The following is an 18,225-nucleotide window of genomic DNA, read 5'->3' on the forward strand; positions in this document are numbered from 1 at the left end:
CCGCGCGCCAATGCCTGCTGCAAGCCGCGAACCGTGGCCCGGACTGATCGGGCCCTTCGAGGATTCACGCTGAGGCAGTGACGAAGTACACCTCAAACCGAGCCCCGCCGCCCGGTGCATTGCCGGCCTCGATGCGCCAGCCCAGCTGGTCGCAGATGCGCTTGACGATGTACAGCCCCAGGCCGCTGCCGCGGCTCTGCGCGCCGCGGTAGTGGCGCTCGAAGATGCGTGGCAGTTCCGCGTCCGGGATGCCGGCGCCGCTGTCCTGCACGCAGATGCGGCCCGGCTCCAGGCGCAGCTCCACCAGGCCGTGGTCGGTGTGCTGCAGGGCGTTGCCGAGCAGGTTGTTGATCACGCACAGCACCATGCCGCGCGGCGCCCGCAGCCGCTGCGGGGTATCGATCCGGCATAGCAGGCCGATGCCGCGGGCCATGCTGGCCTCGCGCTGGGCCTCGACCGCCTCCTGCAGCAGCTCGCCCAACTCGCAGTCATCCTCGGCCAGGCCGCCGTCGCGGCGCGACAGGTACAGCAGCGCCTCGATCAGGCTGCGCATCTGCGCCGCGGCGCGGCGGATGCGCGCCACGCGCTCGCGGTTCTGCGGGCCCAGTTCCGGCGAGCCCTCCAGCAGCTCCGCCGCACTGCTCATGACGGTCAGCGGCGTGCGCAGCTCGTGGCTGGCGTCCTCGGTGAAGGCCTGCTCGCGCGCCACGAACTGGTCCATGTCCTCCAGGTAGCGGTCGAAGGCATCGGCGATGCTGGCGATCTCGCGGTCGCCGTAGCGATCGCCCACGCGGACGCCGCGCTGCGAGGGGTCCAGCGCCCGCACCCGCTGCGCCAGGCGCGAGACCGGCCCGGTGACGACGCGCGACAGCAGCAGCCCCAGCAGCACCGCGAAGGCCAGGCCGGCGGTCACGAACAGGACGGCCAGCGCGATCAGCCGGCGCTCCAGCTGCTCGACGTCGTGGATGTCGAGCATCGCGTACAGGCGCAGCTCGCCGACGTCGCGGCGGCCGGCCTGGTAGGCGCGGCCCTGCCACTCGATCTCGCGGCGCTTTCCGGCACGCAGGCGCTGCAGCGGCTCGGGCAGGCCCGCGGTCGAATCGCCGGGATGCAGCAGGTAGGCGCGGACCTCCGGTTCATGCGTCGGCGGCAGGGGCTGGCCGCGTTCGAGATAAGCCTGCAGGTGGTCCAGCTCACGTACCAGGCTGCGGTTCTTGAGCTCCTGCTCGAGCACCTCCACGAAACGGCCCACGGCGTGGCCGAAGCCCACCGCAAGGATCACCGCCACCAGCAGCAGCGCGCCGATGAAGCGGCCGCGCAGGCTCAGGTCAAACCGCATCCGCCGGACCCGCGCGGCAGGCACCGAACAGATCCTGCGGCGCGGCGTAGGCGCGCGTCTTCACCGCGAACAGGCCCAGCAGCGTGGAGAACAGGTCGTCGTGAGAGTGCGCCGCCTTGCTGGCCCGGTTGACGCAGGCCATGTCCAGGCCCAGCGCCGCCGGGGCGCCGTCCGAGAACCAGGCGACCATCGGTACATGCTTCTGCTCCGGCGGCGCCAGCTGCCAGGGCAAGCCGTGAAGGTAGATACCGTTCTCGCCCAGGCTCTCGCCGTGGTCGGAGACGTAGATCATCACCATGTCCATCTGCCCCTGCTGCGCGCGCAGCTTTTCCACCAGCTGCGCCAGCACCTGGTCGGTGTAGGCGATGGTGTTGTCGTAGGCGTTGACCAGTTCCTGCTGCGTGCAGCGCTGCACGTTGGCGTCGCGGCAGTCGGGCGTGAACAGCCGCGCCGAATCCGGGTAGCGCTTGTAGTAGGCCGGGCCATGGCTGCCCTTGGTGTGCAGCACCAGCAGCTTGGCGCCCGCCGCCGGGTAGTGCCGCTGCAGGTCTTCCAGCAGGATGCCGTCGTGGCATTCGCCGCCGGAGCACAGCACCGGGTTCCTGGCGCTGTTCAGCGACTCCATGCCCACGCGGTTGCAAGTGTTCTGGCAGCCGCCGTCATTGTCGCGCCAGCCCACCGCCACGCCGACGCGCTTGAGCACGTCCAGCAGGTTTTCCTGCTTCTCGGCGCGCTTGCGGCTGAAGTGCTCGCGGCCGTCGATGGAGAACATGCAGGGCACGGACTCGGCGGTGTAGGTGCCGCAGGAACTGACGTCGGGGTAGTTGACCAGCCCGGGCAGCTGCGCCAGCCGCGGCGTGGTGGCGCGGCCATAGCCGTTGAGCTGGAAATTGGCGGCGCGCGTGGTCTCGCCCACCACCAGCACCACCAGCAGCGGCCGGGCGCCGGCGGCCACCTGGCGCACCGCGTCGGTGGCGATCGGCTGCGGCGGCGGCCGCTTGCCCTGCCACAGGTTGTCTTCGGCAAAGCCCTTGACGGCGTGCAGCGGGAACGTCGGATTGACGTAGACGCGCACGTCGCGATGGATGCGCCCCCAGATCATCAGGGTCTGCTGCTGGGCCAGGAACACCGCCAGGAACACCGCCAGCATGCTCGCGGCGAGCGTCAGGCGGCGGCGCGCCTCCAGCCAGGGACTGGCCAGGCGCAGCGGCCAGCGGATCACCAGCCAGGCCGGCAGCAGGCCCTGCAGCAGCACGTGGACGACCAGGCCGAGTTGCAGCAGGTCGCCGGCCTCGTGGCGGTCGGTGCGTGCCACGTTCACCAGCATGGACTTGTCGATCACCGTGCCGAAGCTGTCCATGAAGTAGCTGCAGACCGCCGCCGTCACCAGGAACAGCACCAGCGCCGGCTTGATCGTGCGCCGCCAGGCGAACGGCGCCAGCGCCAGGGTCAGCAGCGTCACCAGCGCCAGCGCGGCACTGGCCATGATGCGGACCTCCTGCGGCCCCGCCGGCGACGGCACCGAGGCCACCACCGCGTGCAGGAAGGACAGGTTCTGGGTCAGCGCCAGGTAAGCCACCACCAGCATCAGCAGGCGGTTGGCGCTGATCACCGGCAGCCGCGGCAGGGGCAGCGCGAACGGCCAGGCCCATGCGGGCAGGATCAGGGCGGGCGCGGCGGCATCGGCACGGGCGGGCGGCGCGACTTTGGACGGCAGGGGCATTCGGGCTCGGACAACGGTTTGCGAGCCTGCAAACTATCAAGCGGTCCGTCAGCGCCCGGTCATCGCTCTGTCACCGCCATGTCACCGCGCTGCCACCTGATTCGCCCGTCAACTATTCCGACCCGGCGGCGGCGGACATGCTTGAATGCCTCCGCGACGCCGCGTCACCACCCGGCGCGCCTCCCTGATTCGGCCCGCCTCGAGCGGGCTCTTTTTTCTCCCTCTTCAAGCCGCCACCGCCACCGTGATGCTGGCCGCATAGCCCAGCGCATTGCTGCCGCTGATCGTCACCATCTCGGTGTCGGTACCGTCGCTGAACACGTTGTCGCGCTCGTTGGTGGTGTTGTTGGCCGCGCTGCTCGGATACAGCGTGGTGTTGGTGTAGACCTGGCTGGTGACGCTGGCCGGGAAGGCCAGCTGCGAGGTCGCCACCACCTCGTTGTGCTCCGGCGTGCCGTCCGGGTAGACCTCGAAGTGGATGTGCGTCGCACGGCCGGCATAGCGCCCCGGGAAGATCGTGGTGAAGGTCACCTGGCCGTTGGTATCGGTGCGGCCCACGCCGCGCAGCCAGGTGCGGTCCGAGAAGTCGCCGCCGTTCATCGTGCCGCTGTACTGGCTGTAGTTGCCGTTGCGGCTGCAGTGCCAGACATAGACGTAATAGCCCGCCAGCACGCCGCAGCTGCCGTTGACGTTCTGCAGCGTCACGGTCACCGTCAGCGGCGTACCGGTCTGGGTGTTGGTGCCGTCGAAATCCGAACGGATGTCGGTGCGGAAGGCGCGAGAGTCGGTGAAGACGTTCTTCAGCACCCCGCCATTGGTGTTGGTGCCGTCCGCCGGGAACGGCCCGTTGGTCTCCTCCGCCACGCGCGTGCAGGTTCCGCTGGAACTACCGCCGGTCGTGCCGCCCGTGGTGCCGCCGCTGCTGGAGCCCCCGGATGAGCCGCTGGAGCTGTCGGTGGTTCCCTCGCTGCCGCCGCCACCACAACCGGCCACCAGGGCCGCCGCCGCACCGGCCCCGATCAGGCCCATGGCGCGCCGGCGCGTCATGAACCGGCGCAGCTCGGTGAGCCTGGAGGAATCGAGGGGATTGGGGGCCTGGCGGGACATGCGGAACTCCTGGAGATCGCTGGGGGTGAGCAAACTCTAGGAGCCCCCGCGCCGGCGGCGGGAAACCTTTACACAAGGTTTACATGGCGGCGATGAACGGCGGGATCTCGGGGATGAGCGTGCAATCCCATGGCGGCGGAACGGCCACCACGATGCCGATGGAGTAAATTCGCGGCGGGCCTCCTGGCCGCCATGGAGTGTGCAATGGGCGCAAAAACCTGGATGCTCGCCTACGTCGAAGGCAAGGCGAGCGATCATCTGTCCTCAGACCCCTCACTGGACCGCCAAGCCTGCGCCGCACTGGCGGCCCAGCTGTTTCCCGCCGAGCGGCTGGAACCCATCGCCGACGGCAACCTGTCGTATACCTGCCCGCCGGACAATGAAATCTACGTGGGCTGTTTTCCCGGCGTCCGTATCGTGGCAGCCAGGGAGTTCGGCATTGACCGCCCGTCGAAGCTCGGCCAGCACTTCCTCGCCGCGGCCAACGGCGCCGCCGTCTACCTTCACGCCATGCACAGCGTCGTGGACTGGTTCGCCTATGCCATCTGGGTGAACGGAAAGCTCCAGCGCTCCCTGAGTGTGTCGCCGGACAACGGCGTGATCGAAGACATCGGCGCGCGCCTGGATTTCGAACAGCCGTTCTGGTCCGGAGCACAACCGGCCTGCGACCCGGAGGACGACGACAACGACTACCCCCTCGCCTTCCATCCACTGGAACTCGGAGAGGCGGCGCTCCTGCATCTGTTCGGCTACCAGCTCGAAGGCTTCATGGAGCCCGGCCACCTGGAGCCCGAGCATATTCCGCTGGCCGGTTTCAGGCGGGCCAGGAGGAAGTGGAAGCTGTGGTGAATGGAGGACAGCCCAGCCTGCATTCGCTTAAAGCGACGGGCCGTAGATGCAATATGCCCCCGCAAGTGCGGTCACGATGATGGCAAACGCCCAGGCAAGACAGCTTGCTTGCCGACCAGCATCTGGATCAGCGTGGCGTGCTGGAAAAGCGCGTAAATCTCAAGATGCACCAGAAACATCATACAGCTTCACGAAACGACGCTCGTCGGGCTCATAGCCTTGCTGCTGATAAAATACATGGCCTGCACCCGGTGGTCGCCACTAGTCACCTCCGCCCGGACACAACGTTGCTCTGCAAAAAAAGCGTCAGCAGCGGAAACCAGCATTGCCCCGACACCCTGTCTTCGGAAGGCGTCATCAATGACCAACGAGGTGATGCGTCCGAGCCTCCCTGGCTGATGGAACAGTTCAAGCACGTGCAAGCTGATGACTCCGAGAATATTGTCACTGTCCTGCGCCAACAGCACTGCGTCGCAAGAACTGGAGTTTAGAGCCTCAAGCTTCTCTCGAATGAGCTTTGGCGAGGCACGATAGCCCAACTGATTCAGGAGCTTGGATACTGCTTCCGCGTCGACTTCCAGCGCCTCTCTAACTTCCATACAGGCCTCGGCAAAGTAAAACCATTTTCCATCTCGACAGAATACCTGCAGTGTCGCGCCGTAACCGTGCAAAATCAGTGCAGGACTTGTGGAATTTTTTCGCAATCCCCCGCAACGGCGACCCATCCGCTAAGCTGGTTCCATCATTGCCACGCCAAGAATAGCTTCCGATGCTCCCTCATTGCTTCCGCCTGTGCTCCGTCGGCCTTGCAGCGATCCTCCTGTTGGCGGCCGGTACCGGGAAGGCCGAGGACTGGAAGCTGGACGGACGCTACGAGAACGAGTTCCATGGCATGAACTCCAGCGGCACGCACAGCCACTACGAGGTCTCCCGTTTCCACATCCGTGGCAACCGAGCCACCTACCGGATGACGGACAACGGCGACCTGATCGGTGGCATAGAGTCCCTGGAGGTTGATGACCAAGGCACCCGCATCCTCTTGCGCTTCAAGAGTTGCGTGAAGCCGGACGGTGGAGGCGTGGAGCAGCCCTGTACATACACCAGGAATCCCGGCGAGATCGTCTACATCCTGGAACGATGCCGGGGAGACGGCGCACGCTGCCTGATCGGTCGGGATCGCCTGGACGACGGCGTCGTGTTCAGGCGCGTGAGGCGTTTCATAGAATATTGAGCGGCGGCTTTCCCGCAGGTGCGCTTTTCGCACCCACTGCGACAGAAACCCACGAATCCGCCTCACGTGCTGGATGCAAAACCTCTCTTACTTTCCCGAGAGAAGGCTATCGCACTCCGAAGCACACCCCAGCTTTTCCGGAGCACCGCCATCCAGCCGTATTGATGCGATCCCCGATGCGCTCACTTCGACAAGGGCAGTGTGCGTTCCGACAGAAAGCGTGGCGCGGACATAACAGGGCGCCCAGTCGAACTCGTCGTGCAACTGCTTGTCGCTGACCGGCCGGGCCTTGCCCAGGAAAGCACGCAGATTTTTCTCCGACAGGATAAACCCGCGACACATCCTGGCGGCGTTGTCGTCTCCAGGGGCCACACCCGCAACGATCTTCGAAACACGGTAGTGCTCGCCTAGCGATTCAAGCGCATCCTTTCGGGGCGTGCCGTCCCCTATGCACGCGCCGGTGAATAACAACAGCGCGGTGATTGATGCTTGTTTCATTGAAATTTCCCATTGATGCCGCTCCCGATATCGTCTTCCACGATCACCTACCCCGCTTCAATGCATACGACGCCAGGAGTTCCGAAATCTTGCCCATCCGCAACTGTTCCCGCACAAGCTCGTCAAGTTCACCACATAGTTGAGCTGCTTGCGGCGGCGACCCTTCCGGCGCCTGCCCGATGACCTGCACTCTGTCGTCGTTCTTGAAGTATCGCTTCAAAGCCTTGAACGCTGTAAATGCACCGACGTGCGTACTGGCATGAACATCTGTAGGAACGATTCTGCCGTAGCGCTGCGCGCGCGGCAGCACTCCATCGCGGTAGGCTTGCAACGGCTCACGATACACATATGCGACCAGGACCTTGCGGCCCGTCTTCAGAACCGTATCGATCTTTCTCCTGGCCCCTCGAATCGAGGCAAGGTTTCCGTCATACACCACACCCGTTCGTGGAGACAGCGTGGATTTTCCTGCTCCTGTACCACCGGCCATGAAAACAACCCTGTCAGTTTCCCCATCAGGCGCCTGCTCGCATAGACGTCGGAATGCTTCTTCCTTGATCCGGATTGAAGCGGCTTGCACCAGGCTCGAGTTCGCCATGCGCGCTTCCCGGTTTTCCGCATACTCCGGGAACAGTTCCTTGGCTATGTCGGCGCTGAAGTAGTTGGAATTCCCGACATAGTCGAATGCCTTGCGACGATACCGCTCAAGGAAATCCGGAAGATGGGACAGTACATGCGCTTCCAGTTCCGCCGCCGGCCCCGTTGGCACCGCCATTCCGTCTCCTGCAAAGTCTGTATCGGCTTCGGCCTCAGTATTTTTTGTCATGCCTTTCTGGATTCCCGGATGATCTATCGAGTGCCCCGATGGCCAGATGCCAAGCATGGGATTTGCCGCTTGAGCTGACGACGAGAGCACATGACAAAGAAAAACCCCGCATCAGGCGGGGTTCAGAACATCTTTTCAAGCGGCGGATCGTAACGCCCAGGATCATGCAAGCTGGCCTCATACTCGCGCATGAACAGTTGCGTGTCATGCGGCATGCTCCGCCCCCAGGCATCAAGATAGGCCCCATTCTCGTCCTTCGCGAGCCTGGGTACCCACCACCGCCGGCCATCGGGGGCGACATTGACTCCAGTCTTTGGCTCATTGTTATCCATGGCGCATCTTATATGGGAAATGCTTCCCACTCCATGACCAACTTAATTAGGGCACGCCAAACTTCGGAGGAAACGCCAGGATGAACCCAACTTCCATCAAGCAGATTGCAGCATAGATCACGATGGCGTGCCGATTCCTCTTCAAGGCGACCGCAAGCAGGAAAACGGGGAACGTCAACAGAAGAAGTCCTACTTGAAACCCGGTGTTGAAAGGCTCCGTCACACGGTACTCCGCAACCAATTCACGACTGAGCCAGACATAGGTTGTGAATGCAATTGCCGGAACTGCGATCGCGACCGCGTACAAAATCTTTGCCACCTTTTCCCTCATATCGATCTCCGCATCCTAACGCAGGTTCTCATTGTATAGTTGTTGTGCAAGCAATGCCCTCCTGGCTCTTCCCGCTTCGTTTTCCGGCGCATAGTGGAAATGTCCAGAACCCTTGGTCATCTGCCAAAAGAGGGACGGAAGAGCAGCGAGCGCCTTTGGCTCTGATATTCCTGCATACAAGGGATCGCCGAACTGCGTTAGGTCAATTGCTTTCACATTTTTTATCTTGGGATTCCTTCGAAGGTCCTTCAGATAGGCCTCCGCTATGGGAGATCCTAGTAAGACAAGGTTATCCACTACTCCCCCCTGCTTGGCGTAACTATCGGCAATCTGTGCCGCCATTAATGATCCATAGGAATATCCAATCAGGTTGAGCTGCGGCCCCATGTCCTGCATATCTATTTTCGATATGTCAAAGTCACGATCATCATCGTAGTACGGAACGCTCAGAATATCTCCCATCATCCCATTTGAAAGAAAATTCCGATCTGGAGCAGAGACGTTGGATATGCCGGCGTTTGACAGCGCTCTCACCATATCGTCGATGTAACTTCCATCCAGCCCGGCGCCACCAATAAAGTAGGTGCCTTTTCTGGCTCCTGCATCTCGCATTGGAAGCTCTTTCCTTTGGCTCGCCGCTTGAAGAAAATCTTGACGGACGGGAATCCCATAGCCTCCACCGTAGTTGCCTTGTAGCGCTGTTCGGCGCCTCTGTCTCAACAGGGACGAAAGGCTCGCATCCAATGGTAGCTGCGTCCATTCAGCATTCGGGCGGGGCAAGCCAAAGCTGTCACTTTCGGCTAGATCATTCGAGACGGTCGTGGGGTCCTTTGTCCCCCGGAGTGCGAATGTTCGCTTTGGTAAGGTTTCCAGCACAAAGCCGTCCGGCAGACGCTCGCTCACGGAATGCGCTCCCATTTTCCATCCCGATACACTCGACGTTCTCCGGTCTTCGGATTGATCGCTGTTCGACCCTCCAGGACGCTGAGGTCACTCAGGGCCGAGTACTTACGGAGGGCATCCCGCATTGCCTGCGGGTTGCGGATATACGGCGACAACCCCTCCAGTTCACGGATGGGCCCCTCCAGTGCCTGGCGCCGGTCCGGCCTGCGGGGCGGCGGGGGCGGAGTGGCGGGCGGGGTCTGCCACTGGGCCGCTTCGCGGCGGCGGCGCTCGTGGTCGTGGGCCAGTGTCTCGACGCGGTCGCGGTGCTCGGCTTCGTACTGCTCCCGCTGCTGCTCCAGCGTCGGCTGGTAGGGCTGGCGGTCCCGTGCGAGCTGGCTGCGCTGCTCCAGCTCCTGCTGGCGCAGGGCCTGCTCCTGGTCCCAGTGCTGGTCCTCGCTGGCGGCGCGTTCGCGGCGGTAGTCGCGCTCTTGCTCGCGGCGCTGCAGACGGTCGACGAAGTCGTAGCCGCCCATGAAGCCGTCCATGAAACCGGCGATGCGGTAGCCTTTATTGCTCATTTCACTCCTTCTCTGCGTTCAAGACGCGCAAATGAAAACCCCGCCGTTCGGGCGGGGTTCGTGGGATTTGTCATAGTTTCGGAGGAGGTCTAGCGGGACTTCGCAGCGCCATCCGCGCCGTTGTTCCCCCCAGAATTCCGCCAACGATAAAGGCAGGGAGGGTCAGATACGCCGCCAGCATTCCTGCTGCAGCGCTGTACTCGCCATCCACGTCTTTCCCGGTGACAAGAAATACAACGAGGCATAGAAATACCGTCATCAGTGATGCCCCGCCGGCAACACTCAACAGAAGAGTTGCCGCGCACAGGAATCTTCCCCTTGCCACATGCAGATCGTTCTTCATTGTCTCCTTTGCATCAGGATATTCACCGCTCCAGACAAGACTTCATGGCGGCCAGCAGCCATGTTCATTCTCCCAAGGATTTTTGCAAAAGACGTGCAGACTTTCACCATTGATTCACAGGTGGCGACACGGGCAGAGAAAAGAATCTTGAAAATTTTCCTATCGGTGCATGCCTGGCTCTAGCGGAATCTCGAAATATCGCTCCACTTGCACCGGCGTATGCAGTGCGTTCAATCCGGGCCATGAGGCCAGCTCCCACCTGAATTCTCTGATGGGAACTCCCTGGGACTGCCGCACGAACGGGCGCCGGCCAGCACCGAAAAGAATTCCACCACACTGGTTTGCAGAAGATGTGCAAGGCGTCTCAACAAAAAACCCCGCGTTGCGCAGGGTTCTTAGACATCTTTCCGGGAGTTTCGCGGGAGGTGAACCTCGCCCTGCCATCACAAGTGGCCGCTTCTTGCTACGGCACACTTCGACGCTTCACTCGGAATTCCGCTGCGATACCGCGGGGCCGGCGGTGGTCTTGGACAGCAGATAAGCAGCAAAGACCAGAAGGACCAGCGACGACAGAATCGACGGAACTCTATCGTCGATGTAGGACGTAATATGCTCCTGCAGCGCTCCTCCGCTCCGATCCACACCCAGCACATACTTGATCAATGCAAAGTCAGCACCGAAGCCATCGAAGCCGATTTCGAAGTAGATACTCCACGCCGTCCAGAGAGCAGCCAATGCCCCCCCTAGGAACAGTGCGCGACGAAACAGAGAAAGACGCTTCATTGATCTTGCCTCAGTCCAGGCCCAAAGCATCATGGATTTGCTTCTTGTTGGCAACCACCCTGGCACCATAATAGGCCTGTGGCAATGCCTGCGCCGGAATTGGTTTCACCCCGCTCAGGAACTCATTGGTCGCCTCAACTCCATACTTTCCGAGCAACCTGCTTCCAATGATCTGGTCGCCCATCCGCTCTGGCCCCTTGCGAAAGTAGTCAACGTATAAGGCTGCCCTGTAGTCACCCGACATCGACTCCTTCGCGTTTTCCAGAACGCCTCCAATTCCTTGCTTTGCTTGGGACAAATACAGGGCCGCGAGATGCGCGTTGCCCCGATTTCCAACCGTATAGGCCGCCAGACCACGAGGGTTATCGGCATACGCTGGAAAGTCCTCCGGATATTTGTCGGCCAGACGCGTGGCAGTCGCCATGCGTACATTGGCAGGGCCAAGATCGTTGTGAAGAAACCCAGGCGATCCGGCGTACCCGGGAGATATTCTGTTGTCAAAAGCTTCCGCCAACGGCTTGTTGACCTGCGAAATCGAGGGTGTATATGGAATCAGGGCGTCCTGATATTGATCGTACATCCCCTTGAGACCCATCTTGCTTCCTCGGGTTTCATACTCTTCAGCAATGCTTCCAGCCACCGCGAGGACGGGAACATTGTACTTGGCGGCATATCCCTTTATGAAAGGCGCCATCTCCGCAATCTTCGACAAGGTTATTGTCGAATAGGGCGTGTTCTGGTACCTCCCAGCAGCGAAATTGGAGAATTTCTTTTCACGCGAATCACCGGGACTACCGCTTCGTGATTTGTTCGTGCCTTTCATCTTTCCGCTTTTTTTCGATGGCACGGTTTGCTTCGCAACCGGGGCCGATTTTTCTGTTCTCAATCCCGTTCGAGCAGAACTTGATCGCTCTGCATTCTCCGGCATCGCCGGGTTCTGGATATACGGCGACAACCCCTCCAGCTCGCGGATGCGCCCTTCCAGCGCCTGGCGCCGGTCCGGCTTGCGGGGTGGCGGGGGCGGAGTGGTGGGCGGGGTCTGCCACTGGGCGACTTCATGGCGGCGGCGCTCGCGGTCGTGGGCCAGTGTCTCGACGCGGTCGCGGTGCTCGGCTTCGTACAGCTCCCGCTGCTGCTCCAGCGACGGCTGGTAGGGCTGGCGGTCCCGCGCGAGCTGGCTGCGCTGCTCCAGCTCCTGCTGGCGCAGGGTCTGCTCCTGGTCCCGGTGCTGGTCCTCGCTGGCGGCGCGTTCGCGGCGGTAGTCGCGCTCTTGCTCGCGGCGCTGCAGGCGATCGACGAAGTCGTAGCCGCCCATGAAGCCGTCCATGAATCCGGCGATGCGGTAGCCGCTGTTGCTCATCGCGCAGCTCCCTGCGGGCCGCGCAGGCCCATGGGTTGCGTGGCCCGGCGCAGTTGCGCCAGCAGAGGCTCGCGGCCGCCGGCCTGCTCGATGCCGGCGGCGAGCATGGCGGCGCCGCGCAGGCGGTCGCGCAGCCGCTGCAGGGGGATGCGCAGCACCTCGTCGGTGTCGGCGGAGGTGCGGCCACGCGTCACCGGCGCGCGGTAGTCGTACTCGCTGCCGTCGGGGCGACGCGCGCGGATGTCCAGCTCCAGCACCACCGCATCATCGTCAAGGTAAGCCGCCACCAGGCGCTTGGAACAGATGCGACTGCCGTCGCGCAGGCGTTCGCCGAGGCCGCGGCGCAGCTCGCGCGCGAACAGGCGGTTGGCGAAGTCGTACAGCGCCGGGCCGCCCAGTTCCGCGTGCTCCCGGCCGTCGTTGATGGCGGCGTCGAAGCGGGTGGCGGCGCGGCGGAAGGCCGGGTCGTCGAACTGCGCGGCGAAGTCGCCGGCGAGAAACTCGGCGCCGATGCGGGCCGTGTCGTGTCTTTGTTGCATGGCTACTCCTTGGATTTTTTCAGAACAGTTCGCCGGCGAGCAGGCCGATGCCGGCGCCGATCAGCGCACCGACCGGACCCGCGGCCGCTCCGTAGCTGGCGCCGATCATTGCGCCCACACCGGCGCCGGTGCCGGCGAGCTGTGCGCTCTGCTGCTCTTCCGCCAGCTTGAAGGCGTCGCGCGCGGAGTTGAGCGTGTGCTCGCGGCCGGCCGCCTCGCCCCAGAGGCCGGTGGCCTCCTGCTTGGCCGCCATGGCGGTGCCGAGCAGGCCGCTCATTGCGCACCCCCGCCATAGCGCTGCGCACTGCCACCGCCGAGGATGCGCGAGTCGCGTGCGTCCACTGCACGCGTGGCCTGGTTGGCGGCGTTGACGTCGGCCAGGCCCTGCGACAGGTCCTGTCGGCGCTGGATCGCGGTCTGCTGTGCCGGCGACAGGCGCAGGCCCTGGCCGGCGAAGCGCTGCTGCAGCTGTTCGCCGCTGGCGCGGTAGCTGCGCGCCACCGCGTCGCGCGAGGCCTGCACGGCGTTGGCGCGCTGTTCCGGGTTCTTGTACATCCAGATCAGCCGATCCTCGATCGGCCGGATGTTCTGCTTGTAGGTCTCGAAGTCGGCGCGGCGGATCGCGGCCAGCGTGCGGCTGGCGTAGTGCTTGTCGCGTTTGGCGATGCCCAGGGCATTGCGCTGGCCGCGCTCGGCCTCGGCCTGCTCCAGGTAGGTGGCGAACGGTGATAGGAATCCCATGGTGTGTCTCCCGATAGTAGGTTGTTGCTTTCTTGATTGGCGATGCTCTGGAAAGTCCGTTCGTGCTGAGCCTGTCGAAGCACGGGCGGGCTTCCCACGGTCCGTCAACGAGTTGCCGCCCACACTTCGACAGGCTCAGTGCGAACGGCAACTTGATCGTGGCTCCTCATCCGATAGGCTTGTCCATCCCCAGCTTGGCGCCCCAGCGTCCCGACCCGGTCGACGCTTCGCCGCTCCCGCGCAGCCCGTAGGCCGCGGCCATGCCGGCGACGGAACCCGCGGCCTCCAGCATCGCTGAGCGGCTGCCGAGGGCGCGCTGCGCATCGGCGATGGCGCGGTCCTGCGAGGCGTTGGCGGCTTCGGACAGGCCCTGCAGCGCCTGCGCGCGCTCGCCGCGGCCGATGTCGATCAGGGTCTGCAGGCCTTGCGCGTACTGGTCGTCGATCATCGCGTCGACACCGGCCAGGCCCTGTCCGCGGGCCTGCGCGCGGTCGTTGGCGAAGCCGGCCAGGCCCATGGCGTAGCGGCCCGAGCCCGGCGCGGCGCCGCTGGCGTAGAGACGGTTCTCCACGCCCTGCTGCGCCTGGCCGAAGGCCTGCGCGTAGTCGGCGCCGGCGCTGCCCAGGGCCTGCCTACGGCGCGGTGCCACGTCCATGGTATCGGCGAAGAATTCCTGCTGCAGCGGCAGCCAGCGCTGCTGCCAGTCGTCGTAGGACTCGGCGGCAATGGCCGCCATCTCGCGCTGCTCGGCGGTCTCGCCGGGTTCCTTCGGTTTGCTTCCCATGTGCTTACTCCTCAGATCTTCAATTGGTATTCGACGGCGCGCAGCTGCCAGCGCTCATCCAGCAGGCGCTCGAAGCCGCGGCGGCGGCTGCGGAAGGCCAGCGTGGCGGCGCCCACGGCGCGGGCGATGTCGATCAGCTGCGGCTGGTATTGCCGCAGCAGGTCGCGCCCGCCCTCGCCGTGGGCCAGCCACAGCAGCAGCTCGGGCCGGCCCGTGTCCTCGCGCGGATACTTCTTCAGCACCACGAAGCCGTCGGCGCTGCGGTACAGCTGGGCACGGCCGAAACGGCATTCGGCGTAGACCTCCTCGGGCGTTTCCTCGTCGCCCTGGAGGATCGCGGCCACCTGCGCGGCGATGCGCGGCCACTCGCGGCGGATGTCGGCGGGCTGGAGCATGTTCAGTACTCCAGGATCAGTGCGGCGGCGGCGGCGCTGCCCGGCGTGTTGCCGGCGGGGCAACCGCCACCGCCCGCGCCGTAGCCGCTGGCTGCGCCGCCGTTGGCATCCTTGCCGCCACGCCCGCCGGCGCCCAACGGCGTGTCGGCGCCATCGCCGCCGTCGTCGTGGATCGTCAGTGCCAGCGTCGCGGAGAAGCCGCCGCGGCCGTTGCGTCCGCTGAAGCCGAGCACGCGCGCGGCGTGGTCGCTGCCCACCGCCGCCGTGCCGCCCGCGCCACCGACACCCGCCGCCGTGCCTTGCGCGCCCGCACCGGCGACGATGCGGGCGTTGCCGCTGTCGCTGACCAGGTATGCGGCGCTGCCGGAGCCGGCGGGCGGGATGCGATAGGCGATGGCCTCGCCGGGGCTGACGATCAGCGTGCCCTCGCAGAGCGCCCCCGCGCCGCCGCCACCGCCGCCGGAGCGCGGGCCGCTGTTCTGCCCGGCCACACCCTGCGCGCCGGGGCCGAACAGGCGGAACTTAAGCGCATGGACGCCGGCCGGCACGGTCCAGCTCCTGGTCGTGGCGCTGCCGGTGGTGTCGGCGAACAGGCGCGGGTACGCGGCGAACTGCGTGATCTGCCCCTGCAGCTTGCCGACGATGGCCTGCAGGCCATCCGCGGCCGCCACCGGCGTGTTCTGCGGCTGCAGCGCCGGCAGCGGCTCGAAGAAGCGGTACTTGAGCGCGGCCATCAGAACGCCCGGTAGTAGACGGCGAGCTTGTCGCCCGAGACCAGCGCCGAAACACCCGCCGTGGCCAGGCCGCCGGCGAAGCTGACGCGGGTCTTGCTGGAGGCGCCGCCGGTGTAGTTGACGCTGTAGTCGTCGCCTTCCAGCTGCTCGCCGGCGCCGGCCACCGCCAGGCGCACGGAGTCCTGCGCCGCGACGTCGGGCAGGTCCACGTACTGGTTGCCGATGTCGGTGGGCGACAGCGTCACCGCGTGCCGGCGCGAGCGCTTGGCCACGGTGGCGCCGCTGACCGGATCGCGCCGCGTGGTCTGGTCCTTCTCCGCGGCGGCGGTGTCGGTCTTCACGCGCAGCTGGCCGCTGGCGTTGCCGGCGTTGGTGGACTCCAGGCCGCTCAGCGCGGCCAGGTCCACCGACAGGGTGTTGCCGACCTTGGCCAGCATGTCGCCGGCCTCGATCGACAGCACGCTGGGATAGGCGACGAAGTTCAGCGGGGTGACGCCGACCTCGATCGGGTTCTCGGTGGTGAGGATCACCTGGTAGCCGGCGTACTGCGTACCGTTGGTCACCGGGAAGTAGGCGCCCTTGGAGACCTCCGCGTCCTGGTCGAAGTCGGCGCGGCGCGTCAGCGTATAGCTGCCGCCGTCCAGCGCGGCGAGGTAGGGGCCGTTCTGGCTGGCATCGGCCTGGCCGACCAGGCCGATCGCGTCGCCGTGCAGGATCGTGCGGCCGTCCACCAGCAGCGGCGTGGCGCCGGTGAGCGCCAGGTTGCCCATGGCCAGCACGTCCACCGCCTCCTTCGGGTCCTGCTTGCCGTTGATGACGTTCTGCACGTACTCGACGGTGACGTAGTCCTTGTCGGCACTGGGCATCGCGAGCGCCGGCGCGGCCTTGGGCTGCACCTGCAGCTCCAGCTCGTTGGCCGAGGTGATCTTGAGGATGTCGATGTCGCCGCTGTTGGCGGCGTTGCGGCCGCGCAACATCTCGTTGTTGTCGAGCCGGATCTTGGCGCCGTTGATGGCGTTGTCTTCCACGAACTTGCGCTTGAGCTGTGACATGGGGGTTTACTCCTTGGGTTTTGGGTTGATGCGAAATCAGGTCAGGTACCTGAGGGAAAAGCTGTCGCCGCCTTCCAGCAGCAGCGCCAGCGCCAGACCGTCCCAGGACAGCCATGCGCCGGAGACGGAAAAATCGATGCCGGGTTTCTGCTCGATGCCGTGGTGGATGTTCAGCTCCACCTTCAGCGGATCGGCCGGTGCCTCGGCCAGGGCGACGCCGCGCGCGGCGAGCATCGCGGGCGTCACGGTGAAGTGCTCGGTGCAATAGGGGATCGCCGCCGCCTCGACGCGGCCGTCGTCGCGCATGCGCAGGTAGCGCCCGCCGCCCGGCGTCAGCAGCGGCTCGCCCGGCAGCACCAGCAGCAGGTCGCTGTCCAGCGCCACGCCAATGCGCCGCCGCCACTGCCCACTGCCCGGCGCGGTGGACAGGCCGCCATCCGCCGCCGCGTAGAGCACGTCGCCCGGGTTCCAGGCCCAGGCCTCGCAGCGCAGGCTCTCGCCGTCGGTGGCAATGGCGACCATGCCCTCGTCCTGCTGTGCGATGGCCACGCCCAGCAGCGCCGTGGCATGCGCGGGATTGCCGATGTCCGCCGGCACAGCGCCGGCCGCGCCGAAGGCCACTACCTGCCCCGGCTCCAGCGCCTGCGCCGCGGTCACCAGCAGGCGCGGCGTCCCGGCCGGCGGCGTGCCGGTCTCGACCGTTCGCGAGACGCGGCCTATCGCTTCCAGCAGCGCACGGCGCTGGCGTTCCAATGCGTCGCCGGAAGCGTCGAGCGCGGACTCCAGCCGCTCCAGGCGGATGCGGATCGCATCCACCGCGGCCCGCGCGGCGCGGATGCCGGCGTCGCTGCCGAACTCGCGCGGCGTGTGGATCGCGGGGGTGCGTGAGGCCATGGTGCGGGTGTTCCTGTGTGAAAACCCGCCGCGCAGGCGCAAGCCTCCCAGGCTCGCCTTGGGGGCGAACCGGGCTGCGGGTTCTTGGGGGTGTTAGGCCGGCGTGCCGGCTGGGGGTTACTTCAGGGTTTTGTGAGCGACAGGCGGGTCAGGACCCGCGCCTACTGCAATCACTCTTCAAGGCTACCCAGGAAAATGATCCTCCCAAGCGAGAGGGCAATGATCAGGACAAATGCCAGGTTCGCCGGCCGTGTGAAGAAAATCTTATTGCGATACGCGAGAACCAGACCGGCTACCGAAAGAAGTACCGACAACAGGCACAGGATCACCGCAATGCCCGCAGCGCCTTCCTCGATGCCGCGCGTCGTCCCCAATTCATCGGGCCATGCGGGGTACTTGTTCACATCCACGAAGAATGCAGTTGCATTGAGCAGTAATGCGGGAATGAGCAGGATCATGTCCTTTGCACGATTCATTCTTGAACCATTCCTGCGCCAGATGGATTGTGCCATGCCTGGACTTTAACGCATCGGCTCAATGGTCTTGACGAATACTCCATCGCCGAATCCTGCAAGCGAAACACAGACCGACCTCGTGTCCGACATGTATATCTGCAATGAGCTGAAAGTCATGATCACCAGCGCCGCATATAGAAAACCGCCACTGGCTGCGCCGCGTCGGCGCAACCACCAGTTGGAACCGGCGACAATCAACCCAATGAGGAAAGAAATCATCGAAAAGAAAACCACGCCCGTGGCGTTATCCAAGGAAACCCGCTCGGACAACGGACCGGCATCTTCCAATGCATAAGGTGAAATGCAATAAATCGTCGAGAGCAGAACAAAAATTCCGCCAAGCGAACACAGGCCAAGCAGAGCCCAGCCATAAAATCTCACGGAAG

25 protein-coding genes are annotated in these 18,225 nt (G+C 64.7%); 2 read left to right on the top strand and 23 right to left on the bottom strand.

The window, feature by feature from the left end; genetic code table 11:
• Positions 1-64: 64 nt before the first annotated feature.
• The 3 genes from D0B54_RS17840 to D0B54_RS17850 all read right to left on the bottom strand — a co-directional run bounded on the left by D0B54_RS17840 (position 65) and on the right by D0B54_RS17850 (position 4,169).
• On the bottom strand, positions 65-1,339 hold the full coding sequence (locus tag D0B54_RS17840; RefSeq protein WP_117292703.1) for a sensor histidine kinase: 1,275 nt from the start codon (positions 1,337-1,339) through the stop codon (positions 65-67).
• On the bottom strand, positions 1,329-3,062 hold the full coding sequence (locus D0B54_RS17845; RefSeq protein ID WP_117292705.1) for a phosphoethanolamine transferase: 1,734 nt from the start codon (positions 3,060-3,062) through the stop codon (positions 1,329-1,331). The genes D0B54_RS17840 and D0B54_RS17845 overlap by 11 nt, the downstream gene beginning before the upstream one ends.
• A gap of 225 nt (positions 3,063-3,287) precedes the next feature.
• Positions 3,288-4,169, bottom strand: a complete 882-nt coding sequence (locus D0B54_RS17850; RefSeq protein ID WP_117292707.1) for a dioxygenase family protein — start codon at positions 4,167-4,169, stop codon at positions 3,288-3,290.
• Between the two features lie 204 nt (positions 4,170-4,373).
• Here D0B54_RS17850 and D0B54_RS17855 point away from each other — a divergent pair, with 204 nt between their 5' ends.
• Positions 4,374-5,018, top strand: a complete 645-nt coding sequence (locus tag D0B54_RS17855) for a DUF6928 family protein (RefSeq protein WP_117292709.1) — start codon at positions 4,374-4,376, stop codon at positions 5,016-5,018.
• Positions 5,019-5,206: 188 nt separating this feature from the next.
• Here the strand turns inward: D0B54_RS17855 and D0B54_RS17860 are convergent, their stop codons facing one another.
• The gene (locus D0B54_RS17860; protein ID WP_205527163.1) at positions 5,207-5,743 is read right to left on the bottom strand and encodes a GNAT family N-acetyltransferase; all 537 of its coding nucleotides are present in this window, start codon (positions 5,741-5,743) and stop codon (positions 5,207-5,209) included.
• A 44-nt stretch (positions 5,744-5,787) separates the two neighbouring features.
• Between D0B54_RS17860 and D0B54_RS17865 the strand changes: the two genes are divergently transcribed.
• On the top strand, positions 5,788-6,249 hold the full coding sequence (locus D0B54_RS17865) for a hypothetical protein (protein WP_117292711.1): 462 nt from the start codon (positions 5,788-5,790) through the stop codon (positions 6,247-6,249).
• An 87-nt stretch (positions 6,250-6,336) separates the two neighbouring features.
• Here the strand turns inward: D0B54_RS17865 and D0B54_RS17870 are convergent, their stop codons facing one another.
• The 19 genes from D0B54_RS17870 to D0B54_RS17950 form a co-directional block, all read right to left on the bottom strand.
• Positions 6,337-6,747 (bottom strand): hypothetical protein, encoded by a 411-nt coding sequence (locus tag D0B54_RS17870; protein ID WP_117292713.1) that lies wholly within the window; start codon positions 6,745-6,747, stop codon positions 6,337-6,339.
• A 43-nt stretch (positions 6,748-6,790) separates the two neighbouring features.
• The gene (locus D0B54_RS17875) at positions 6,791-7,630 is read right to left on the bottom strand and encodes a zeta toxin family protein (protein ID WP_117292715.1); all 840 of its coding nucleotides are present in this window, start codon (positions 7,628-7,630) and stop codon (positions 6,791-6,793) included.
• A gap of 65 nt (positions 7,631-7,695) precedes the next feature.
• Positions 7,696-7,905 carry a hypothetical protein gene (locus D0B54_RS17880; RefSeq protein WP_117292717.1) on the bottom strand — a complete coding sequence of 70 codons (210 nt, stop codon included), beginning with the start codon at positions 7,903-7,905 and terminating at the stop codon, positions 7,696-7,698.
• A gap of 46 nt (positions 7,906-7,951) precedes the next feature.
• Positions 7,952-8,236, bottom strand: coding sequence for a hypothetical protein (locus tag D0B54_RS17885; RefSeq protein WP_117292719.1), 285 nt, complete (start codon positions 8,234-8,236; stop codon positions 7,952-7,954).
• A gap of 15 nt (positions 8,237-8,251) precedes the next feature.
• Positions 8,252-9,139: a hypothetical protein gene (locus D0B54_RS24400; protein WP_162932520.1), complete on the bottom strand. Its 888-nt coding sequence runs from the start codon at positions 9,137-9,139 to the stop codon at positions 8,252-8,254.
• Positions 9,136-9,699: a hypothetical protein gene (locus D0B54_RS17890; protein WP_117292721.1), complete on the bottom strand. Its 564-nt coding sequence runs from the start codon at positions 9,697-9,699 to the stop codon at positions 9,136-9,138. The genes D0B54_RS24400 and D0B54_RS17890 overlap by 4 nt, the downstream gene beginning before the upstream one ends.
• 70 nt (positions 9,700-9,769) lie before the next feature.
• On the bottom strand, positions 9,770-10,042 hold the full coding sequence (locus tag D0B54_RS24405) for a hypothetical protein (protein WP_162932521.1): 273 nt from the start codon (positions 10,040-10,042) through the stop codon (positions 9,770-9,772).
• Between the two features lie 483 nt (positions 10,043-10,525).
• The gene (locus D0B54_RS17895; protein WP_117292723.1) at positions 10,526-10,825 is read right to left on the bottom strand and encodes a hypothetical protein; all 300 of its coding nucleotides are present in this window, start codon (positions 10,823-10,825) and stop codon (positions 10,526-10,528) included.
• A gap of 10 nt (positions 10,826-10,835) precedes the next feature.
• Positions 10,836-12,185, bottom strand: coding sequence for a hypothetical protein (locus D0B54_RS17900; protein WP_117292725.1), 1,350 nt, complete (start codon positions 12,183-12,185; stop codon positions 10,836-10,838).
• A complete protein-coding gene (locus D0B54_RS17905) occupies positions 12,182-12,724 on the bottom strand; it encodes a hypothetical protein (protein ID WP_117292727.1) in 543 nt (180 codons plus the stop codon). The genes D0B54_RS17900 and D0B54_RS17905 overlap by 4 nt, the downstream gene beginning before the upstream one ends.
• A 19-nt stretch (positions 12,725-12,743) precedes the next feature.
• Entirely contained in the window at positions 12,744-13,001 is a 258-nt protein-coding gene (locus D0B54_RS17910; protein WP_117292729.1) for a bacteriocin, read from the bottom strand.
• Positions 12,998-13,465 carry a hypothetical protein gene (locus tag D0B54_RS17915; RefSeq protein WP_117292731.1) on the bottom strand — a complete coding sequence of 156 codons (468 nt, stop codon included), beginning with the start codon at positions 13,463-13,465 and terminating at the stop codon, positions 12,998-13,000. The genes D0B54_RS17910 and D0B54_RS17915 overlap by 4 nt, the downstream gene beginning before the upstream one ends.
• A 166-nt stretch (positions 13,466-13,631) precedes the next feature.
• Entirely contained in the window at positions 13,632-14,249 is a 618-nt protein-coding gene (locus tag D0B54_RS17920; RefSeq protein ID WP_117292733.1) for a hypothetical protein, read from the bottom strand.
• 11 nt (positions 14,250-14,260) lie between these two features.
• Complete coding sequence (locus D0B54_RS17925) at positions 14,261-14,644, bottom strand: hypothetical protein (protein ID WP_117292735.1); 384 nt, start codon at positions 14,642-14,644, stop codon at positions 14,261-14,263.
• A 2-nt stretch (positions 14,645-14,646) separates the two neighbouring features.
• On the bottom strand, positions 14,647-15,378 hold the full coding sequence (locus tag D0B54_RS17930) for a hypothetical protein (protein ID WP_117292737.1): 732 nt from the start codon (positions 15,376-15,378) through the stop codon (positions 14,647-14,649).
• Positions 15,378-16,430: a hypothetical protein gene (locus D0B54_RS17935; protein WP_117292739.1), complete on the bottom strand. Its 1,053-nt coding sequence runs from the start codon at positions 16,428-16,430 to the stop codon at positions 15,378-15,380. The genes D0B54_RS17930 and D0B54_RS17935 overlap by 1 nt, the downstream gene beginning before the upstream one ends.
• 36 nt (positions 16,431-16,466) lie before the next feature.
• Positions 16,467-17,324, bottom strand: a complete 858-nt coding sequence (locus D0B54_RS17940; protein ID WP_117292741.1) for a capsid cement protein — start codon at positions 17,322-17,324, stop codon at positions 16,467-16,469.
• Between the two features lie 170 nt (positions 17,325-17,494).
• Positions 17,495-17,800, bottom strand: a complete 306-nt coding sequence (locus D0B54_RS17945) for a hypothetical protein (protein ID WP_117292742.1) — start codon at positions 17,798-17,800, stop codon at positions 17,495-17,497.
• Positions 17,801-17,845: 45 nt separating this feature from the next.
• Positions 17,846-18,220: a hypothetical protein gene (locus tag D0B54_RS17950; RefSeq protein ID WP_162932522.1), complete on the bottom strand. Its 375-nt coding sequence runs from the start codon at positions 18,218-18,220 to the stop codon at positions 17,846-17,848.
• Between the last annotated feature and the right edge of the window lie 5 nt (positions 18,221-18,225).

Source organism: Solimonas sp. K1W22B-7, from assembly GCF_003428335.1.
Lineage (GTDB): Bacteria > Pseudomonadota > Gammaproteobacteria > Nevskiales > Nevskiaceae > Solimonas_A.

Bases quoted from the DNA above. Each gene is read 5' to 3' on its own strand.
- D0B54_RS17840 (WP_117292703.1), bottom strand. From the start codon at position 1,339: ATGCGGTTTGACCTGAGCCTGCGCGGCCGCTTCATCGGCGCGCTGCTG.
- D0B54_RS17845 (WP_117292705.1), bottom strand. From the start codon at position 3,062: ATGCCCCTGCCGTCCAAAGTCGCGCCGCCCGCCCGTGCCGATGCCGCC.
- D0B54_RS17850 (WP_117292707.1), bottom strand. From the start codon at position 4,169: ATGTCCCGCCAGGCCCCCAATCCCCTCGATTCCTCCAGGCTCACCGAG.
- D0B54_RS17855 (WP_117292709.1), top strand. From the start codon at position 4,374: ATGGGCGCAAAAACCTGGATGCTCGCCTACGTCGAAGGCAAGGCGAGC.
- D0B54_RS17860 (WP_205527163.1), bottom strand. From the start codon at position 5,743: ATGGGTCGCCGTTGCGGGGGATTGCGAAAAAATTCCACAAGTCCTGCA.
- D0B54_RS17865 (WP_117292711.1), top strand. From the start codon at position 5,788: ATGCTCCCTCATTGCTTCCGCCTGTGCTCCGTCGGCCTTGCAGCGATC.
- D0B54_RS17870 (WP_117292713.1), bottom strand. From the start codon at position 6,747: ATGAAACAAGCATCAATCACCGCGCTGTTGTTATTCACCGGCGCGTGC.
- D0B54_RS17875 (WP_117292715.1), bottom strand. From the start codon at position 7,630: ATGCTTGGCATCTGGCCATCGGGGCACTCGATAGATCATCCGGGAATC.
- D0B54_RS17880 (WP_117292717.1), bottom strand. From the start codon at position 7,905: ATGGATAACAATGAGCCAAAGACTGGAGTCAATGTCGCCCCCGATGGC.
- D0B54_RS17885 (WP_117292719.1), bottom strand. From the start codon at position 8,236: ATGAGGGAAAAGGTGGCAAAGATTTTGTACGCGGTCGCGATCGCAGTT.
- D0B54_RS17890 (WP_117292721.1), bottom strand. From the start codon at position 9,699: ATGAGCAATAAAGGCTACCGCATCGCCGGTTTCATGGACGGCTTCATG.
- D0B54_RS24405 (WP_162932521.1), bottom strand. From the start codon at position 10,042: ATGAAGAACGATCTGCATGTGGCAAGGGGAAGATTCCTGTGCGCGGCA.
- D0B54_RS17895 (WP_117292723.1), bottom strand. From the start codon at position 10,825: ATGAAGCGTCTTTCTCTGTTTCGTCGCGCACTGTTCCTAGGGGGGGCA.
- D0B54_RS17900 (WP_117292725.1), bottom strand. From the start codon at position 12,185: ATGAGCAACAGCGGCTACCGCATCGCCGGATTCATGGACGGCTTCATG.
- D0B54_RS17905 (WP_117292727.1), bottom strand. From the start codon at position 12,724: ATGCAACAAAGACACGACACGGCCCGCATCGGCGCCGAGTTTCTCGCC.
- D0B54_RS17910 (WP_117292729.1), bottom strand. From the start codon at position 13,001: ATGAGCGGCCTGCTCGGCACCGCCATGGCGGCCAAGCAGGAGGCCACC.
- D0B54_RS17915 (WP_117292731.1), bottom strand. From the start codon at position 13,465: ATGGGATTCCTATCACCGTTCGCCACCTACCTGGAGCAGGCCGAGGCC.
- D0B54_RS17920 (WP_117292733.1), bottom strand. From the start codon at position 14,249: ATGGGAAGCAAACCGAAGGAACCCGGCGAGACCGCCGAGCAGCGCGAG.
- D0B54_RS17925 (WP_117292735.1), bottom strand. From the start codon at position 14,644: ATGCTCCAGCCCGCCGACATCCGCCGCGAGTGGCCGCGCATCGCCGCG.
- D0B54_RS17930 (WP_117292737.1), bottom strand. From the start codon at position 15,378: ATGGCCGCGCTCAAGTACCGCTTCTTCGAGCCGCTGCCGGCGCTGCAG.
- D0B54_RS17935 (WP_117292739.1), bottom strand. From the start codon at position 16,430: ATGTCACAGCTCAAGCGCAAGTTCGTGGAAGACAACGCCATCAACGGC.
- D0B54_RS17940 (WP_117292741.1), bottom strand. From the start codon at position 17,324: ATGGCCTCACGCACCCCCGCGATCCACACGCCGCGCGAGTTCGGCAGC.
- D0B54_RS17945 (WP_117292742.1), bottom strand. From the start codon at position 17,800: ATGAATCGTGCAAAGGACATGATCCTGCTCATTCCCGCATTACTGCTC.